The 19,085-nt window shown below is 44.2% G+C and carries 15 protein-coding genes; 7 read left to right on the forward strand and 8 right to left on the reverse strand.

All coding sequences use genetic code 11. The annotated features are described in order from the left end of the window. Nucleotides 1-1,471, forward strand: a 1,471-nt coding sequence (gene recJ / locus A3762_RS24100) for a single-stranded-DNA-specific exonuclease RecJ (RefSeq protein ID WP_068758005.1), incomplete at its 5' end; no start/stop codon positions are given. Between the two features lie 13 nt (nucleotides 1,472-1,484). Here the strand turns inward: recJ and A3762_RS24105 are convergent. Genes A3762_RS24105 through purM form a run of 3 tightly spaced genes read right to left on the reverse strand, consistent with a single transcriptional unit; the run spans nucleotide 1,485 to nucleotide 3,955 of the window. Then, on the reverse strand, nucleotides 1,485-2,198 hold the full coding sequence (locus A3762_RS24105) for a DUF3108 domain-containing protein (protein WP_068479398.1): 714 nt from the start codon (nucleotides 2,196-2,198) through the stop codon (nucleotides 1,485-1,487). 32 nt (nucleotides 2,199-2,230) lie between these two features. Further along, complete coding sequence (purN, locus tag A3762_RS24110; protein WP_068479400.1) at nucleotides 2,231-2,908, reverse strand: phosphoribosylglycinamide formyltransferase; 678 nt, start codon at nucleotides 2,906-2,908, stop codon at nucleotides 2,231-2,233. Nucleotides 2,909-2,914: 6 nt separating this feature from the next. Next, complete coding sequence (gene purM, locus A3762_RS24115) at nucleotides 2,915-3,955, reverse strand: phosphoribosylformylglycinamidine cyclo-ligase (protein WP_068758006.1); 1,041 nt, start codon at nucleotides 3,953-3,955, stop codon at nucleotides 2,915-2,917. Between the two features lie 245 nt (nucleotides 3,956-4,200). Here purM and A3762_RS24120 point away from each other — a divergent pair, with 245 nt between their 5' ends. Genes A3762_RS24120 through A3762_RS24135 form a run of 4 tightly spaced genes read left to right on the forward strand, consistent with a single transcriptional unit; the run spans nucleotide 4,201 to nucleotide 7,397 of the window. Beyond that, entirely contained in the window at nucleotides 4,201-5,304 is a 1,104-nt protein-coding gene (locus A3762_RS24120; RefSeq protein ID WP_197472493.1) for a DUF2066 domain-containing protein, read from the forward strand. Next, a complete protein-coding gene (locus tag A3762_RS24125) occupies nucleotides 5,305-5,871 on the forward strand; it encodes a CDP-alcohol phosphatidyltransferase family protein (RefSeq protein ID WP_068479406.1) in 567 nt (188 codons plus the stop codon). Further along, nucleotides 5,861-6,580, forward strand: a complete 720-nt coding sequence (locus A3762_RS24130; RefSeq protein ID WP_068474625.1) for a DnaA ATPase domain-containing protein — start codon at nucleotides 5,861-5,863, stop codon at nucleotides 6,578-6,580. Before A3762_RS24125 ends, A3762_RS24130 begins: the two co-directional genes overlap by 11 nt. Before the next feature lie 34 nt (nucleotides 6,581-6,614). Continuing rightward, nucleotides 6,615-7,397, forward strand: coding sequence for a ParA family protein (locus tag A3762_RS24135; protein ID WP_068479408.1), 783 nt, complete (start codon nucleotides 6,615-6,617; stop codon nucleotides 7,395-7,397). Between the two features lie 8 nt (nucleotides 7,398-7,405). On the opposite strand, the gene A3762_RS24140 is transcribed toward A3762_RS24135, so the two are convergent. Next, complete coding sequence (locus A3762_RS24140) at nucleotides 7,406-10,171, reverse strand: EAL domain-containing protein (RefSeq protein ID WP_068502763.1); 2,766 nt, start codon at nucleotides 10,169-10,171, stop codon at nucleotides 7,406-7,408. 143 nt (nucleotides 10,172-10,314) lie between these two features. Beyond that, entirely contained in the window at nucleotides 10,315-11,196 is an 882-nt protein-coding gene (gene nadC / locus A3762_RS24145; protein ID WP_068758008.1) for a carboxylating nicotinate-nucleotide diphosphorylase, read from the reverse strand. Nucleotides 11,197-11,392: 196 nt separating this feature from the next. Here nadC and A3762_RS24150 point away from each other — a divergent pair, with 196 nt between their 5' ends. Together A3762_RS24150 and ampD are read left to right on the forward strand one after the other, a co-directional pair. Beyond that, nucleotides 11,393-13,801 (forward strand): DUF1631 domain-containing protein, encoded by a 2,409-nt coding sequence (locus A3762_RS24150; protein WP_068758010.1) that lies wholly within the window; start codon nucleotides 11,393-11,395, stop codon nucleotides 13,799-13,801. Nucleotides 13,802-13,843: 42 nt separating this feature from the next. Next, nucleotides 13,844-14,383, forward strand: a complete 540-nt coding sequence (gene ampD, locus A3762_RS24155; RefSeq protein WP_156493719.1) for a 1,6-anhydro-N-acetylmuramyl-L-alanine amidase AmpD — start codon at nucleotides 13,844-13,846, stop codon at nucleotides 14,381-14,383. 7 nt (nucleotides 14,384-14,390) lie between these two features. On the opposite strand, the gene A3762_RS24160 is transcribed toward ampD, so the two are convergent. Genes A3762_RS24160 through A3762_RS24170 form a run of 3 tightly spaced genes read right to left on the reverse strand, consistent with a single transcriptional unit; the run spans nucleotide 14,391 to nucleotide 19,062 of the window. After that, a complete protein-coding gene (locus A3762_RS24160) occupies nucleotides 14,391-15,284 on the reverse strand; it encodes an ROK family protein (protein WP_068479417.1) in 894 nt (297 codons plus the stop codon). Then, the gene (locus A3762_RS24165; RefSeq protein WP_068758012.1) at nucleotides 15,268-16,167 is read right to left on the reverse strand and encodes a ketopantoate reductase family protein; all 900 of its coding nucleotides are present in this window, start codon (nucleotides 16,165-16,167) and stop codon (nucleotides 15,268-15,270) included. The genes A3762_RS24160 and A3762_RS24165 overlap by 17 nt, the downstream gene beginning before the upstream one ends. Nucleotides 16,168-16,209: 42 nt before the next feature. Beyond that, the gene (locus A3762_RS24170; RefSeq protein WP_068758014.1) at nucleotides 16,210-19,062 is read right to left on the reverse strand and encodes a valine--tRNA ligase; all 2,853 of its coding nucleotides are present in this window, start codon (nucleotides 19,060-19,062) and stop codon (nucleotides 16,210-16,212) included. Between the last annotated feature and the right edge of the window lie 23 nt (nucleotides 19,063-19,085).

Here is a 19,085-nt window from a genome sequence, read left to right on the forward strand (position 1 = left end):
GACCATAGCCTACGAGGCGTTGCGTGAGTTTGGGGCGAATAATGTCGATTATCTTGTTCCTGATCGCTTTAAATTTGGTTATGGGCTAACGCCTGAAATTGTTGATCTGGCCGCTCAATCAAATCCTACTCTAATAGTAACGGTTGATAATGGGATATCTAGTCACGAAGGTGTTGCGCGCGCGCATGCCTTGGGTATTAAGGTTATTGTCACTGATCACCATTTACCTGGCGACGAACTTCCAGATGCAGACGCGATTGTGAATCCGGCTCAGTACGGTTGCAACTTTCCCTCTAAGAATATGGCTGGTGTGGGTGTTATTTTTTATGTGATGTCCGCATTACGAGCCTCTCTCCGTACGATCAATTGGTTTCAAGATAAGAACCTTGTTGAGCCAAATATGGCTGCATATCTTGATCTTGTGGCATTAGGTACGGTGGCTGACTTGGTTGCTCTGGATTTTTATAATCGAATCCTCGTAGAGCAGGGTATGCGGCGAATTCGTGCGGGTAAAGCACGGCCGGGTATTTTGGCGTTATTTGAGGTTGCAGGTCGGAATTACGAAACAGCTGTTACAAGTGATCTTGGTTTTGCGGTTGGTCCTCGTTTAAACGCGGCGGGGCGATTAGATGATATGTCGACAGGTATTGAATGTTTGCTTTCGCGAGACATGCTTGATGCGCGTCAACGTGCTCAGGTTTTGAATGGCTTGAATCAGGAGCGCAAGCATATTGAGGAAGATATGCGAAGAGACGCCGATGCGGCATTTTCCCAAATCAATATAGACCAGCCTCCAAAGGCCTTTGTGCTATATGAAGAGCACTGGCATCAAGGTGTGATTGGTATTCTGGCTTCTCGCGTGAAAGAAAAGTTTCATCGTCCTGTTGTCGCGTTTGCACCTGAGAGCGATGACCCTGATCAGATCAATATATTGAAGGGGTCTGCACGCTCTATTCCTGGTTTGCATATGCGCGATGCCTTAGATGTCGTTGCGAAAAAGTATCCAGACGTTTTAGTTAAGTTCGGTGGTCATGCCATGGCCGCAGGTATGAGTATCGAGGTAGCTAAATTAAGTGTATTTGAATCAGCTTTCCAGGATGTTGTTGAATCTTTGCTCGGTGAAGAGGATCTTGAGGCGATCATTTATACGGATGGTGAGCTCGATCCAGCAGCGCTGACAATTTCAAATGTCGAGCAAATTGAACGTGCAGGGCCGTGGGGGCAAAAGTTTCCAGAGCCTTGTTTCGATGCACAAGTAAGGGTTGTGCAGAAGCGCGTATTAAAAGAGAAACACCTAAAGCTTGTTGTTGAGTTTGAAGGTGGCGAGCTATTCGATGCTATTCAGTTTTCAAGCCCCTATTGCTCGGAAGATCTCACTAATATTCGTTTAGTATTTCGTCCTTCAATCAATGAATTTAGGGGGCGACGGAGCGTTCAATTAATGATTGATTACATCGAGCCAGTAGACTAAAAAATAGCTGCGCTTAGTTTGTTTCTAAACGCGTGATGTTGATTTCGTACTTCTCGCCATCTGACTCTGTTTGAATGAACTTCAAAAGGGCATATGGTGATTCTGTATCGATCCAGAACTTTGTTTCTCTCTGGGCTTCTCCTTCACGAACCTTTTCGATTATCGTCGCTGTCTTTGTGCCAATCTTAGTTTCAATTGTTTGCTCTCCAATTGCTTTAAAACGATATTTCCTGATGCTGCCTTTATGAGCGACTTGATAGTCAAATTCGTCGGCGTTTGAAAATGCATTGTCGAGCTGTATTTGAAGTTGGTAGCTTAATCGATCTAAGGTTGGTCCTGCGTTAGTGTAAGTCCATTCTTTTTTCTTGTAGCGTTCTTTGATTTTCGTGTCGTCAAAAAATTCAACACGTTGATAGCGGTTTTTTATGAATGTTCCTTCGAGGGCGTAGCTATACAAAGAGGGAGTGATCATTTGATCAGTGATAGAAAAGGTCGATTGTTCATGGATTGTTGCCGGTAGCGTGTCGACATAGAACGTGTAAAGCCAGGCGTCATTCTCTAATTTGCGTAGCTCTCTCGTTGCTGTCCCGCTGAGCGATAATCCGTGATCAATGTGCGCTTCATAATGGGCTTTATGTGGGACTAACTGATGGGATGAGAGGGAGGTCGTTTCTGCATAGCATGACAATGCTATTAGGTTCGTTAATACGCAAATGAACTGTTTCATACCAACTCCCTTTAATCTTCAGCTATTTGTATTTAATGCAGTGTGCGCTTGTTATCCAATATTAAGCCCGAACCTGGGATTTCCTGAGAGTCGAGGTATACATTGTTTCCGTCAAGTGACAAGCGACCCTCTGCCATCCATTTTAGTGCAATTGGGTAAATAATGTGCTCTTGTTCTTGAACTTTTTTTGCAAGCGATTCTTGAGTCTCTGTTGCAGAAACGTCAACCTTAGCTTGAATGATATTCGGCCCCGCATCTAGTTCTGGGACAACATAATGCACTGTGACGCCATGCTCAGCATCCTGATTTTCTAGCGCTCTTTTGTGCGTGTTAAGTCCAGGATAAAGAGGAAGTAGCGACGGGTGAATATTTACAAGTTTGCCCAGATATTGGTTTACAAAATCTTTGCTCAAAATGCGCATAAAGCCGGCAAGTATGACTATATCCGGCTGGTATTCGTTTATTTGGCGAATCAACTGTACGTCAAATAATTCTCGTTGAGGATATTTTTTGTGCTCAATTACATGCGTTTTGATTTCTGCATCTGCCGCGCGTTCTAGTCCCTTTACATCTGGCACGTTCGAGATAACGGCGCAGATGTCTAAAGGGAGTTCGCCAGAGCTTGATGCATCAATAATGGCTTGAAGATTTGAACCATTTCCAGATATAAGGACGACAGCTTTTGGTAGAGGTGCTGGTTCCGCTTCCATTTTTTCTTAGCCTCTTAATTCAACGGCTTCTTCGTCGTCACTTTTGTCTTCAATTAGACCAATTAACCAAGCTTGTTCGCCTAGTTCATTGAGCTTGTTGACTGCCGCGTCGGCTTGATCTTGAGGTACGCAAACCACCATACCCACACCGCAGTTGAAGGTTCGATACATTTCGGTCGCATCAACGTTACCGTTGGCTTGCAGCCACTGAAAGATTGGCGGAAGCTCCCATGAAGAGCTATTAATGACGGCTTTACAGCTGTCGGGCAACACGCGTGGGATGTTTTCTAGTAAGCCGCCGCCGGTGATGTGCGATAGGGCATTTACTTGCAAGTCTGAGATAAGTGAAAGCAAATTCTTCACGTATATGCGCGTTGGTTGCATCAATGCGTCGGCAATGACTTGGCCATCATCTAACTGCGCTGAAACGTCTGCGCCAGATACTTCAATGATCTTGCGGATAAGCGAGTATCCATTAGAGTGTGGGCCACTTGAAGCGAGGCCGATAAGTGCATCACCTTGGCGAACATTTGAGCCATCTATGAGTTGTGATTTTTCGGCAACGCCTACGCAGAATCCTGCTAAGTCGTAATCATCACCGTGATACATGCCGGGCATCTCTGCGGTTTCACCGCCAACAAGTGCGCAGCCTGACTGTAAACAGCCTTCACCGATACCATTGACTACTTGCTCAGCTACATCTATGTTCAGTTTTCCTGTTGCATAGTAATCTAAGAAGAATAGAGGCTCTGCGCCAGCTACGATAAGATCGTTGACACACATAGCAACTAAATCGATACCGATGCTATCGTGCTTATTGAGATCCATGGCCAAGCGTAATTTAGTTCCAACGCCATCTGTGCCCGAAATGAGCACTGGCTCTTTGTAGTTCTTGGGAACTTCAAACAAGGCGCCAAATCCACCTAGCCCGCCTAAAACCCCTGGACGGGTAGTTTTCTTTGCAACGTTTTTGATTCTATCTACTAATTGATTTCCAGCATCAATATCAACGCCAGCGTCTTTATAACTTAGGGATTTCTCAGACATTATGAAGGGAACTCGCACGTGTGTGATCAAAGGTCGAGAGTTTACAGGTAGGATTAAGGGGATTCCATACGTGTTTGGCTTTAAAGGGGGCTAACTAATTTATTCAGCTTATTTGTTTCAGTTATTGTCATATCGGGAAAGGGCTAATATTATGACGCTAATTCTAATTATTCACCTCGGAATCACGCTCCTTGCTTAGGTTTACATCTATTTTTCTTCTGGTATTTACTTGCGTTGATTTTGCGGTGGCGGCGGAGCGCGTCCAGCTCTTCTATGCTGTCGTTCAGGTCGAATCACAGGATGCTTCTGAAAGAGACGAAGCATTTCCAGTCGCAATGGAGCAGGTACTTGGCAAGCTTACAGGTGCTTCTGTTCAAGATAATCCTGAACTATCTCCAATTATTTCTCAGGCTCAGCGTTATGTGCTGAGTTTTAGTTATAGAGCGAATCCAGACTTTTCGCCTGTGCTAAGTGATCAGGCGGAAGGTGAGGGCGAGACTGAAGTTGAAAAGAGCCTTAAGCTAGATTTTCCCGCGTCTGCACCTGAGAAACAATTTCTGCTGACTGTAAATTTTGCTGATCAAGCTATTTTGAAAGCATTGAGGGCAAGCAATGTTGCGATTTGGGGAAGCTTGAGGCCATCCATTTTAAGCTGGGTGGTTGTGCAAAGGGGCTATGAAAGACAATTGCTGACATCTGATTTACCGCAATTAGAAACGAGTTTTATGGAGTCAGCTTCTGAGTATGGCTTGGTCTCTTTTTTACCGGTCGGTGATTTAAGTGATCAGAATGCGATAGATATGGCAGGTCTTTGGGGCTTGTTTGACAGTTCAGTCAGCGAAGCTGGTAAGCGCTACCCGCACGATGCCGTATTACAAATGCGTGTATTTGAGGCAGAGGAAGGCTTAGATGCTAAATACGCCTTTCGGGAGAATGGTGTTGAAATAGAAGGGCGCTTTCGTGCAGCGGATTATTCTGCGCTGTTTGGGCTGGTCAACCAAGAGATCGCTTCAAACCTTTCTTCTCGCTACGCGATAAAAGCGAGCGAGCAAGATCAATATTTGCGTATCTCTGTTAGTAATGTGCAAACATTCTTAGATTATGTAAAAGTCGTTGAGCATTTGGGTAGCTTATCGACTGTCACTAACGTTCAGCTCGGAGCCTTGTATGGCAGTGATCTTTTGTTGGACCTCGAGTTGCGCGCAAGTGAAGATCAATTTGTACAGCAGCTAGCACTTGCAGGTATTTTAAAAGAAGAGTCTGCTCCATCATCGTCAGGTAATGTGTTGGCAACCTCTATTCAGCCTCAGCTTTATTATCAATGGCCGACTTCAATAGGTCTCAAATAAGTGTTGCGTCAAATACCAAACTTATTGACGCTATTGCGTATATTTCTTGTTATCCCTTTTGCGTTGTATTTTCTTCAAGGTCGATATGACTTGGCCTTGTTGTTGTTTGCTATAGCTGGCGTGTCGGATGGCGTTGATGGCTTTGTGGCTCGACAGTTTGGTTGGCACTCTCGTTTTGGTGCGATTGCAGACCCCTTAGCCGATAAGTTGCTGTTGGTCTCAACTTTTATCATTTTGGCATGGCTGAAATATATTCCTATGTGGCTATTCATTTTAGTATTTGGAAGAGATTTGTTATTGGTTTGTGGTGCTTTGTTTTTTCATTTCAGGATTGCGCATTACGACGTGAAGCCATCTTATTTAGGTAAGGCGTGTACGTTTATTCAAATTGCCTTTGCGGCGATTATGCTTCTGTATTTGTCAGGCTACCTTTTGAATGAGTCTTATATTGATGTAGGTATCGCGAGTGTGTCCATTATCACGTTTCTGAGTGGTATCCATTACATTTATCTATGGGTTAAAGAAGCCAAGTTCGCTCTTAATAAAGGTGTAGATAGTGAGCGCTGATAAATCGAGTCAGTTGTTATTAGGGCTAGGGTTTAAGAAAGAACTGTCATTTAGTAATTTTGTATCTCCTGCTGAACTGAATATTCCCCATCGTTTGAATCATTTACTCTTCGATCAGGCGGTCCCTTTTCTGTACTTAGTTGGCGCCAAAGATAGCGGGAAAACGCATTTATGTTCTGCGGCATATAGTGTTGCAAAAGAAAAAGGTATGAACGCCTATTTTGTATGTGGTCAGGATGTACGCCAAACCATGTCGGGTGAAGAGTTCTTAGGCTATTTGGAATTTCTAAAAGAATTCAATTTTCTTGTTGTTGACGGGATAGAGTGGTTTAGCGGTGACTCAGATTTTGAGTTTGCTTTGTTTAGTTTGTTTAATCACTTTCGAGATGCCGGCAATACTTTGGTGGTTAGTGCCTGCGATGTCCCTGGTCATTTATCTTTTTCGCTTAAGGATTTAGTGTCGCGATTAAGTTCTGGAATGACACAAAAAATTGAAGTGTTGAGTGACTTTGAAAAGAAGGCCGCTATATCTCAATATGCCGAGCAACGTGGTATTAGTCTGTCTGATGATGTGCTGAGCTACATATATGCTAGAAGTTCTCGTAGTTTAGGCGCATTATTGGAGGTTCTAGATAAGTTGGATCATGCCCAATTGCTTGAAAAGCGAAGTATTACAGTTCCGTTTGTAAAAAAGGTGTTGGGCTGGTGAGAGTGTCCTCGTCAAAGTTTAAGGAGAAGCGACAGTGATTCGAGTGGTGTTTAATCAAAAAGGTGGTGTTGGTAAATCTAGTATCACATGTAACTTGGCTGCAATTAGCGCATCCAAGGGGCGTCGTACGTTAGTGGTTGACCTTGATACTCAGGGCAACTCTACGCATTACTTGTTGGGCGTCTCCTCAAGTGAATTGAAACACACCGTCGCAGATTTTTTTGAGCAGACCTTGTCGTTTAATCTTTTCAATAAAGATGCGAGCGAGTTTGTTCATCAAAGCCCTTACGATAATTTATCGGTAATGCCTTCACATCCTGAGTTGGAGTTTCTAGAGCGTAAATTAGAAGCAAAGCACAAGATTTATAAATTAAAGACGGCATTAAGAGAAATGGAGTCTTTCTTCGATGATATTTACATCGACACTGCGCCAGCATTAAATTTTTATACCCGATCGGCGCTCATTGCTGCAGATCGTGTTTTGATACCTTTCGATTGTGATGACTTCTCTCGCAAAGCGCTCTACCAAATCATGGGTGAAATTCAGGATATCCAGGAAGATCATAATGATTCACTTAAAATAGAGGGAATTGTTGTGAATCAGTTTCAGCCAAGAGCAAGCCTACCTAGGAAGTTGGTTGAAGAGTTGGTTGAAGAGGGATTGCCTGTTCTCGATGTTAAATTATCAGCCAGCGTAAAAATGAAAGAGTCCCATCAAAATAATAAGCCGCTGGTCTATTTTGCACCTAAGCACGGTTTGACTGAACAATTCTTGGCATTGCATGAAGAGATTGTTGGTGAGCTACAGGACGCTTAAAGGGCGTCTTATAGTTCTGTGATCCCGAGTGGTAATGCTATTTGATCTCCCGAATGTAATTCTTTCTCACGGGCGTTGTTTAGCAGCAAGGCAATAAGGTGTTCGGCAGGTAGCGCCTCCGAATACATAAACCCTTGCACGTATTGGCAGTGATTTCTCTGCAAAAATGATTCTTGCGACAGGTTTTCCACGCCGGATGCAAAGCTCTTTATGCCAAGTTGTTTGGCAATCGCGAGCAAAGATTCAATAACAAGTTTGTTCTTTTTGTTGTGCAGGCAACTCGCTACGGTTTGTCGATCGAGTTTGATCATATCGATGGGGAGACTGTCGAGCTGCGTTAGCGATGATGAGTTCGCGCCAAAGCCATCAATAGTAATGACACAACCGAAACTCTTGAGTGTTTTGAGTTGTTTAATGGTGTCGCTACTAGATTGAGCAAGAGTGTTCTCTGACAGCTCTAGTATTAGACGATTGGGATTAAAGCTGTGCTCTATGCAGGCTCCTTTAAGCATATTCAGCAGACTAGGGTGGTTGTATTGTTTGCGAGTAAGATTGAACGCATAAGAAAGTTGTTTACCACAAGCTTTCTCGATTGATTTTGCTTCAATGCATAATTGGTTAAATGCCCATTTTCCAATGATCTGCAATAGTCCTGTTTGATCCGCAATGCTTAAAAAGTCATCCGGAAGTAATATTCCTTTGCTCGGGTGATTCCATCGGGTGAGCGCCTCAAGTGCAACGATCTCTCCATTATTGATGTCGATAATGGGCTGATAATAAAGCTCAAATTGATTTGTGTTGATGGCAGTCCGCAATGCTTGTTCAATTTCGCATTGTCGTTGCATCTCTTTGTTCATTTCTTCGTTATAAAATTGAATGTTATTTCTACCCGCATTTTTTGCTTTATACATCGCCATGTCGGCATTTTTGAGTAGTTTTTCATAGCTGTCACCATCGTCGGGGAAAAGTGTAATCCCTAGGCTTGAGGTGATAATTAGCTCATTGTTTTTTACTTCTATAGGCTTTGTGATGTGTTCGATTAGATTGCGGCCGACGAGCTCAGCGCCGTCTTGACCCGAAATATTCGATAGTAGTATTGCAAATTCATCTCCGCCGAGGCGTGCGATGGTGTCTTCTTTGCGCATGCCCTGCGTAAGACGTTCGACTAGCTCTATCAATAGTGCGTCGCCAATATCATGACCGAGTGTGTCGTTTATCTTTTTAAAGTGATCGATATCGATGCTAATTAAAGCTAGTTGGGTGTTATAGCGCTTCGCCGTTTCTATGCCTTGTTTGCAGCGGTCTTCAAATAATCGCCGGTTAGCGGCGCCAGTTAGTGTGTCAAAGTGAGCAAGGTAGTGTAGTTGGTTCTGTGTTTCTTTAATGTTTGATATATCTTGCCCAATGAGTAAAAACTGGCCATGTTCTTCCAAGTTTTCGTCGGATATGAAGTTAATATTCCACAGCATTGATCGTTTTGATTGTTGTGCAGTGAACAGCTTTGTTTCTACGTTTTCTTGATTCGTTGAGCTGGCAGCTGCTTTGTTGAGGCGCCAGATTAGGGATTCATGTTGTTCGCTTGGAATGCAGAGTCGTAGGAAATCTTTGCCCAACACTGCTTCATATCGATATCCGCTGACCGCTTCGCAAGCCGAATTCCAGTGTTCAATGAGATAATTATCGTTAATAACAATGACTGGAATGCCTGCGGTTTCGATGAGTGCGCGGTAACGTTTGTTCGATTTCTTTAGCTCGTCCTCGGTTGCAAAGCGCGTTCTTATTTCTTGGCGAAGTTCTTGATTTGCTTCATCTAATGCTTGGGTTCGCTCGATAACGCGTTGTTCTAGATTTTTTTCAGTTTTTCGTTGGTCTGCAAGTAGTGATGCTAGATAAAGAACTATCGCGCTGAGTGCGTACCAAGCGATTAGCTCAATATTGTGCGTGATCCAACTTGAGACTGATTGAGCCTCATAGGTTGAGTTCGTTTGCATAGGTGCAATAAATAGAGTTGTGATACCCAGAGCCAAGCACACACCGAACCAGCTAAATCTGACCACAGCCCATATTAGTAGTAACGCGCAAAGTGCTAACCATTCTCTCGTGAAAGATAAGCTGAGTAGGCTGATTACAATCAGGCAAACACTCCAAGCGGCATACTCTTTCGGATCCGAAGGTAAGCTAGGCCATTTTCGTTTGTATTTCCATATTGTGAGTGCGGGGCATAGGCAAGTAATCATCATTGCAGAGCTAACTGTCTGTCGCATGTATGTGGCAAGTAGGTCTGAGTGTATGTCGGCGCCGATTTTTATTGTTAGAGTGTACAGGCCAACACTGAGTGTTGATGCAATAAATGCCAGTACAATAAATTGAATTGTTTCGGTGCTATCTCCGAGTATTCTGTCACTTAGTTTTTCGTTTTCGTGCTTGTAGTAAGGGAGCAAAATAGATAATGACAAGGTCGTTAAATAGATTGATGTAGCTAGAAGACCTGTCAGTCCAATAGGGTAACTCGTGATATGTTGTGTGAAGGTGTTTGCACTGAGAGCTAGCACTAGCCCTGTGAAGCCGAATGTGTAGGTGAGTCCTACAGCTAGAGCGCCTAATAGCCATGTTAATGACTCAATACTTAGTGTTTGTGGTTGGTTTGCTAGGGCTAAATGGAGTGTAAAGAAAAGAACAACAATTAACGTGTAGTGATGACTATCCGATTGCGTCAGCCATGAGCGCATAAAGGGGATATTATCTTTGTTTATCAACGGCTTGAGCTTAAACACGTCTTTCCCTAGCATGAGCTGAAATCAATGTTTTCAGCGATCAATGTGGTCTTGGTTTTGAGGTGTAGAACTCTAGTCGTTAATCTGTGTTTCGCTATGTGAGATTGCGTGCAAACTGTAACGGTTTGTTACTGGTGCGACCGTTATTCTTGATGTTGGAAGCGCATCGATAAATCAATCGCTTTAACATTCTTCGTTAGTGCGCCGATAGAAATATAATCGACGCCCGTTTCAGCGATGGGTACGAGCGTCTTGTCGGTTACGTTGCCTGAAGCTTCTAGCTTGGCTCGTCCGCGAGAAAGCTCAACGCTTTTGCGCATCATGTCGAGACTAAAGTTATCAAGCATGATGATATCTGCGCCTGCATCAAGAGCTTGTTTGAGTTCGTCGAGAGACTCAACTTCTACTTCGACGGGTTTTCCGGGTGCGATTGTGTGAGCGTTGGAAACCGCATTTTCAATGGAGCCGCAGGCAATGATGTGGTTTTCCTTAATTAGAAATGCGTCGTATAAGCCGACGCGATGATTAGTGCAACCGCCAACGGCTACTGCGTGTTTCTGCGCAATACGTAGTCCAGGAAGCGTTTTTCGTGTATCAAGAATCTTTACGTCGGTATGCTTTACCAGTTGATGATAGTTGTTTGCGAGTGTAGCGGTCGCAGACATAGTTTGGACGAAATTTAAGGCGCATCGCTCTGCTGTCAAAATTGAGCGAGCATTTCCTTCTAGACTCAGAAAAGTTTGATTTGCCTCGAGTGAGTCTCCCTCTGAATAATGCCAAGTCACCTTTAGTGATGAGTCTACGGCTTCAAATACAGCATTAGCCCAATCTATGCCGCACAAAATGGCGGTCTCTCTAGTTATGACGGTGGCTGTTGCGCGTTGGTTTTCTGGAATGAGCATGGCGGTTATGTCGCCTGAGCCAATATCTTCACTTAATGCTAGCGAAACATTCGATTTAATGGCCTCAGCTATGGTGCTTTGCTCAATCATATGGGGTGCTCTCACATTGGTTGGACGCCGCATTATAAGGACTCTTGAAAAATAATCTATCTGTAGGATGAGTGTGCCGGAGTTATTTAAATTCTCTATCTATGTGAACTAATTCGCTTTGCAACATATTGTCACAGGCGATTATAAAATGACGCTATATACTTATATTGTGCGTTGATAAATTGACGCTCCAGCATCTTCATTTTGTTTAAATTATCGGAACAGTTTTATGGCGAGCGCTAAAGTAGTTGGTATTCATGGAGTTAAGGCCCCTCGAGGAGCGGCCGGTGTTCCATTGCCAAAAGAGCTTGTGAAAATTAGGGATATTGGCAAGGAGCAAATTCGTGCTGCCTTGATTGAGCTGTTTAATAACGCGGATGATGCTTTGTTTGCTATGGCTGACAAGGCTGAAAGTAATAATGATCAATCGTTGTATTTTGAGGCGATGCGGGAGCTTCGTCTCCAGAAAAAACAAATTGTACTATCAACGCTAAGTGCCGCGGTTAAGTCTTTTCAGCATCCATCTAAAAAGGAAGCTGACCCGAAAGTTAGCGAAGATGCTCCATCCATCGATTCGCTCAGTTTAGTGGATGATGAAAGTTTAGAGTTCGATGTAGCGATCGAAGGAATGGTGCAACGAGTCCGGTCTGGTTCGTCTGAAGACCTTTCAGCATTAAAAGCGCGTATGAAAGTGCTGTGGAACACGAGCGAATGTGAAGATCGAAATATACCGCTCGCGCCAGAAGCTTTGTGTGAAGGTTTTGTGGATGCGTGCAAAAGCTTAGAAGCGAATATTCGTGTTAAGCTGACCTTGTTTAAGCTTTTTGAACGTTATGTTCTTGTTGCTTTGCCGAAATTGTATGTTGATGTAAATCAAAGTCTTATTAACGATGGAGTATTGCCTGAATTTAAAGTAAGGCAGACAAACCGATCTGTACAGCAAAGCTCCGTTCCTTCTTCGAATGGCACAGCCTTCTCACCAAATTCAAGCATCGGCTCGGGAGTTGAAGCGCCTGAGTATGCGGATGCAGGCAATAGTGGAGTTAATCTAGACGCATTACGTCAACTTCTGCATCCTCAAGGTCAGCCTATTCAGGGTAATACGCCGGTTTCAGGATTGCATGCCAGCTCTTCCTCAGCCTCAGCTGCACCAGTTATTTCACAAAACGAGTTAGTTGCGATTTTATCTCGCGCTCAGTCACTTAGCTTAGAGCAAGCTGGGTCGTTCGTTGGAGAGAATCAAGCCATTGATTTTGCTGCTTTGCTAAGAGATCAGAGCGCTGGAGCGGTTGGAAAGGCTTATGAAAGTCTCGATGCTGACATGATCAACCTTGTGTCGATGCTATTTGAATTCATTCTTGAAGATCGTCAATTGCAGCCTGAAATGAAAGCCATCATTTCACGACTGCAGATACCTATTTTGAAAGTGGCGTTGATCGATGACAGTTTCTTTAACAAAGGTGGGCATCCTGCACGTAAGCTTCTTAATGAAATCGCGTCTTCAGCGATTGGTTGGAATGCGCCGCGTGAAGGAAGGCGTGATCGCTTTAAAGAAAAGCTTGAGGGTATCGTAGAGCAAATTATTAACGGCTTCGAGCAAGACGTGTCTATGTTCGACGGTTTATTGAGTGACTTTGAAAGCTTCGTTGATTCGGAAAGAAAACGAGGCCTGTTAGTTGAACAGCGTACTAGAGACTCTGAGCGTGGTAAAGCTGCAGCTAACGATGCGCGCCAAGCGGCGCAAGATGTTATCAACGAGGCGATTGAAGGGAAGTCAGTTCCGGATCTTGGTGTTGAACTACTACGCGATGCGTGGAGTAAAGTGTTGGTCTTTAAACTTCTGCGCGAGGGAGAGCAAAGCGAAGCTTGGAATGGGGCTAAAGCAATTGTAAATGAACTGGTTTGGTCCTTATGTCCAGATCCTTCAGAGCAAGATGCGAGAGCTAAACTTCTTAAAATGATTCCATCACTCGTTAAGCGTGTTCGTTTAGGGTTTGACGAGGTTGCTTTAGACGATACTTTGGCAAAAAGACTTCTGTCAGGTCTAGAGGATCAGCACGTATTGTCGCTTCAAGCTCTCCAGCAACAAATTGATTTGAGTGAAATTGCGCCAGTGGGGGAGGTTGACCAGCAAGAAGCTAGTGAACTCCTGCAAGATGATTTTTCAGAACAGAGTGATGAAGTAAGCGATCTAGTACGTTCAACTTTAGAGCTCGAAGATGATTTCAAACAATTACAAGAGGCATGCGAGCAGGCTAATGAGAAACGCGCGGCAATTGAAGCAGAAAACGAAAAGCTCCCCAAAAAACAGGAAAGTATCGTACTGGTTGACCAGCAAGCCGAAACTCGCGCGCCCGAGTTAGCGCCAGACAACCCTTTTGTTCAACAAGTCGAGCGCTTTGTAGTTGGATGTTGGTTTGAGTTTGGCGGTGGTGACAATAAAGAGCGCTGTAAGCTTGCCGCGATTATTAAATCAACGGGTAAGCACATTTTTGTAAATCGAGCTGGTGTGAAGGTTCACGAGAAGTACAAAGATGAGCTTGCTAAAGATTTATGTGAAGGCCAGCTCGTCGCGTTGAACGATGGCTTGTTATTTGATCGCGCGCTTGAATCCATCATCACAAATCTTCGTTCTTGATATAAGCTTACTGATAAAGCTTTTAATAATGGTTTTATCAATATGACCGTAAATGAAGGGTGGCTAACGCAAGTTCGTCGCCTTGATTCACCAAATTTCAATCAACGTCCTGATGGCTCTGAGCCGTCTTTATTGGTCATTCATAACATTAGTCTCCCGCCCGGCGTTTATGGTGGTAATGAGGTGGATGACTTTTTTCTCAATCGCCTCGACCACGATATGCATCCTTTTTTCGATGAAATTCGTGGAGTGGAAGTATCGGCTCATTTTTATATTCGACGTGATGGGCGTGTTACGCAGTTTGTGTCGTGTTTAGATCGCGCTTGGCATGCTGGTGTGTCCACATTCTGTGGTCGGGAAAACTGTAACGATTATTCCATTGGTGTTGAGCTTGAAGGGCAGGATGATGATGCTTTTACTGATGCGCAATACGAGTCTTTAGTTCACTTAACGCGTGCACTAATGGATGAGTACCCAATAGTTTCGAAAGATAATATTGTTGGTCATAGTGATATTGCGCCAGAAAGAAAAACAGACCCAGGACCTATGTTTGATTGGAATCGCTATTTCTCAATGATCTAGCTTCGAGCTATCTTCCTAGCCAAGCCGCGCCCCTTACGCCACTTGCATCGCCATATTTTGCGGGTTGTATTGGTGTTTCAAATTGTTCTGAAAATACATATTTTTTAATGCGTTTAGGAACCTCGATATACAGATCACGAAGATTGCTTAGTCCTCCTCCAAGAACAATTGCATTGGGGTCTAAGACGTTAACGACTTGGGCTAAAGCATACGCTAATCCTTCGTAGTAACGTTCAAATGCATCTTTAATCTGTGTGTCTTCAGTACTTAGCTTTAAAAGTTCTTGTACTGAAGAGGCCTCCGCTCCGGTTGTTTCTATAGTGCGTCTAACGAATGCTGGGCCGCTGAGGTAGGTTTCTATGCAATGTGTTTTTCCGCAATAGCATTGGGCAGCATTAGAATTAGTTTGCAGGGGTGCTGGCATGACGTTATGGCCCCATTCTCCTGTAATCGCATTTGGGCCTACCAGAATGTGTTGATTGATGCAGATTCCACCACCCACTCCAGTTCCGAGTATTACACCAAAAACACAGGTTTGATCTTTCGCTGCTCCATCTGATGCTTCGCTGAGCGTGAAACAATCAGCATCATTTGCTAAAGCGACAGGTCGACCAATGCTACACTCGAGGTCTTGTTTAAGGTTGTTGCCAATTAGCCAGGTTGAGTTAGCGTTTTGCACCAAGCCTGAAGTTGGCGATATGCTGCCAGGGATCCCAATTCCTATCGTGCACCTCTGTCCGAGTGATTTCTCTGCTTCGAGGATAAGTGAGGAGAGATTGGTCAATGTTTTTGTGTAATCGCCTTGTGGGCTCGCAACGCGCTTGTTGTAGACGGCCTTGTTATCAGCGTTTAATACCATGATTTCGGTTTTTGTTCCGCCTAGGTCAATTCCTAAGTGCATTTACGCGCTCCGTTAGCATTGTGTTCGTTGTTGCTGACAAACCTGATGCTATTAATTGTTTGGCCGCAAAACCGTTAATGTCGTTAATCTCGGTGTTCTTTCCTTGCCGGACGTCTTGAAGGGTAGAGCTGATATTAGCAGCGGTCGTTTCACAAACAGATAAGATCATTTCGACTATATTGGTTTTAGTCAGTTCTAACTTATAGATATTTGAAAGTCCGCTCAACTCGTCAATCAGTGAAGGCCAATACTGTTGGAAACTTTGAGTTGATCGTATTTGGCCGTTGGAACAATTCTCGATCGCAGTGAACGCGTTAATGCCGCAATTGATGAGTAATTTACGCTGCAAAGTAGATTTAATATTGTGCTTATAGTCTGCGTGAGAGCTTATTTTTGCTAGTGATGACGGCCAGTCATCATGTTGTGAAGCGTGCTTATTTAAAGGGCCGCAATGGGTTGTACCTTCACCAGCTAGAACGAGTCTATTTGGCTTCTCTATATTGGCGCCACTAGTAGTACTTGCTGCGTAGATAGGGCGATGCTGAATCCCTTCAACGATCTCATGTTGGCTTCCCATCCCATTTTGGAAAAGAACGAAAGGAATAGCTTTCAGTAGATTAGTGTCCAGAGCATGTGCTGTTGAACAAGCAGCATGACTTTTGGTGCAGATTAATACTGCTTCGATGTAGAGCTTAGTTTCTTTGAGTGTCTGTAGATTGTGCTGGCGAACAGTTAGCTCATTGGTAACTTGTTGATCTTGAACAGTAATGTTGATCGTTTTACTGGTTCCATTCGGTCTGGTATCGAGAAAAACGCAGTTGTCCGCACCCAGTTTATAGGCCCACATTTGACCTATGGCACCGGCACCAACAATTGCGATCATCGTGCTGACAGAATCTACTAAAACGAGGTAAACCGCATCGAATTACATCGATGCGATTTTTTCCATTTGCTCGCTTAGCGTCGCTAAGCTTTGCTCGGCTGCAGCAAGCTTTTCTTTTTCTTTTTCTACAACGTCAGCAGGCGCGTTGGCGACGAATTTTTCATTGCCAAGTTTTCCTTGTAAGCGTTTGATTTCTCCTTCCGCTTTACCTGCTTCTTTCTTCAAGCGCGCAAGCTCCGCTTCAACGTTAATCAAGCCTGCCATTGGTACAAGTACTTCCATTTTGCCAACCAACTGTGTTGCGCACATTGGCAGTTCTTCGCCATCAACCCAATCTAAGGATTCAAGTTTGGCGAGTGATTTGATTAGTGCGCCATTTTCTTCGAAACGGCGTTTATCTTCGTCGTTGCCGTTATGGATCAACGCTGGTATTGCTTTGGCTGGAGAGATGTCCATTTCGCCGCGAATATTACGCAAGCCAACGATGACACCTTTGACCCAATCAATATCAGCAATGGTTGCTTCGTCGATCTTGCTTTGATCACAAACAGGATAGGCTTGCGTCATGATGGTTTCGCCAGATTTTCCAGCAAGTGGCGCAATGCGCTGCCAAATTTCTTCTGTAATATATGGCATGAATGGGTGTGACAAGCGCAAGATTGCTTCAAGTACACGAACGAGAGTGCGGCGCGTACCAGCAAGAAGCTCAGCAGAGCTATTCTCGTCATTTAAGATCGGCTTAGAAAGCTCAAGATACCAGTCACAGTATTCATTCCAAATAAAGTCGTAAAGCGTTTGTGATGCGAGATCTAAACGGAATTCACTAACGGCTTTTTCAATAGTCGCTTCAGTTTGTTGAAGGCGAGAGATGATCCACTTGTCTGCGATACTTAACTCGTAATTATCATGATTCTGCGCGCAATCGTGCTCTTCTGTATTCATTAGAACATAACGTGCAGCATTCCAAATCTTGTTACAGAAGTTACGGTAGCCTTCTAAGCGCTTCATGTCCCAATTGATGTCGCGGCCAGTTGAAGCGAGTGAGTATAGGGTGAATCGCAATGCGTCAGTGCCGTGCGCTGAAATACCATCCGCGAAAGTTTTTCGCGTGCGCTTCTCGATTTTTTGAGCAAGCTGCGGCTGCATCATGTTACCAGTGCGTTTTTCGACGAGTGACTCTAAATCGATGCCATCAATCATGTCGAGAGGGTCTAGTACGTTACCCTTAGACTTTGACATTTTGTCGCCGTTTTCATCGCGAATAAGGCCGGTAACGTACACATATTTAAATGGTACTTGCGCTTTGCCATCGTCATCTTTGATGAAATGCATTGTCATCGTGATCATTCTAGCGACCCAGAAGAAAATAATGTCAAAACCGGTGACTAGTACATCTGTTGGATGGAAGGTCTTTAAGCGCTCAGTTGCTTCAGGCCAGCCAAGTGTGCCGAATGTCCAAAGTGCTGATGAGAACCATGTGTCTAGAACATCTTCATCTTGTGATAAGGCTACATCATCAGAAATGTTGTTATGCGCACGCGCTTCTTCTTCTGTGCGTGCAACATAGACATTACCTTCATTGTCATACCATGCTGGAATACGGTGTCCCCACCATAGCTGGCGTGAGATACACCAGTCTTGAATGTCGCGCATCCATGAGAAGTACATGTTTTCGTATTGCTTAGGTACGAATTGAATGTCGCCATCTTCTACAGCTTTAATCGCTGGCTCAGCTAGCGGGCCGGCACGAACGAACCACTGATCGGTAAGCAGCGGCTCTATCACGACGCCAGATCGGTCGCCATAAGGAATTGTTAGCGTGTGGTCGTCGATCTTGTCTAATAATCCAGCTTCGTCAAAAGCAGCAACGATTGCTTTTCGCGCAGCGAAACGCTCGAGACCTTGGAATTCGCTAGGAATTGTTACGTCAATGTCGGTGATGGCTTGGCCTGACACATCATACACTTCTGCTTGATCAAGAATTTCACCGTTCTTGTTCATGACATTGATCATTGGAAGCGAGCATCGCTTGCCGACCTCATTATCGTTAAAGTCGTGTGCAGGAGTAATCTTTACGCAGCCTGTGCCTTTTTCCATGTCTGCATGTTCGTCTCCGACAATCGGGATGCGACGACCGACTAATGGAAGAATGATTTCTTTTCCGATCAACGCTTTGTAGCGAGGGTCTTCAGGGTTTACCGCAACACCTGTATCCCCAAGCATCGTTTCGGGTCGAGTGGTAGCAACAACGATGTAATCTTTGCCTTCGCTTGTTGTTTCACCGTCTGCAAGTGGATACCGAAGATGCCACATATTGCCCTGTTTTTCTTTGTTCTCGACTTCCAGATCAGAAATAGCGGTGTGTAGTTTTGGGTCCCAGTTAACAAGGCGCTTGCCGCGATAAATAAGATCGTCTTTGTACAAACGAACAAATACTTCTTGAACAGCTTTATAGAAGCCGTCATCCATCGTAAAGCGTTCGTGATCCCAATCGACAGAGGCTCCTAGACGACGAAGTTGACGTGTGATGGTGCCACCTGATTCTTCCTTCCATTCCCAAATTTTATCGAGAAATGCTTCACGACCTAGGTCGTGTCGAGTTTTATCTTCTTCAGCGGCTAATTTTCTCTCAACAACCATTTGAGTCGCGATACCCGCGTGGTCAGTACCAACTTGCCATAGCGTGTTGTTGCCTTTCATTCGATGATAGCGAATTAAGGCATCCATGATGCTGTCTTGAAACGCGTGCCCCATGTGGAGGCTGCCAGTGACGTTCGGTGGGGGGATCATGATTGAATATGGCGTGCCTTCACCACTTGGTTTGAAGAAGCCTTCGTCTTCCCATTTTTGATACCAAGTTTGTTCAATTTCACTAGGTTGGTAGGTTTTATCCATCGTTGTGTTTCACTACTTTTTTG

It is taken from the genome of Oleiphilus sp. HI0125 (genome assembly GCF_001635355.1).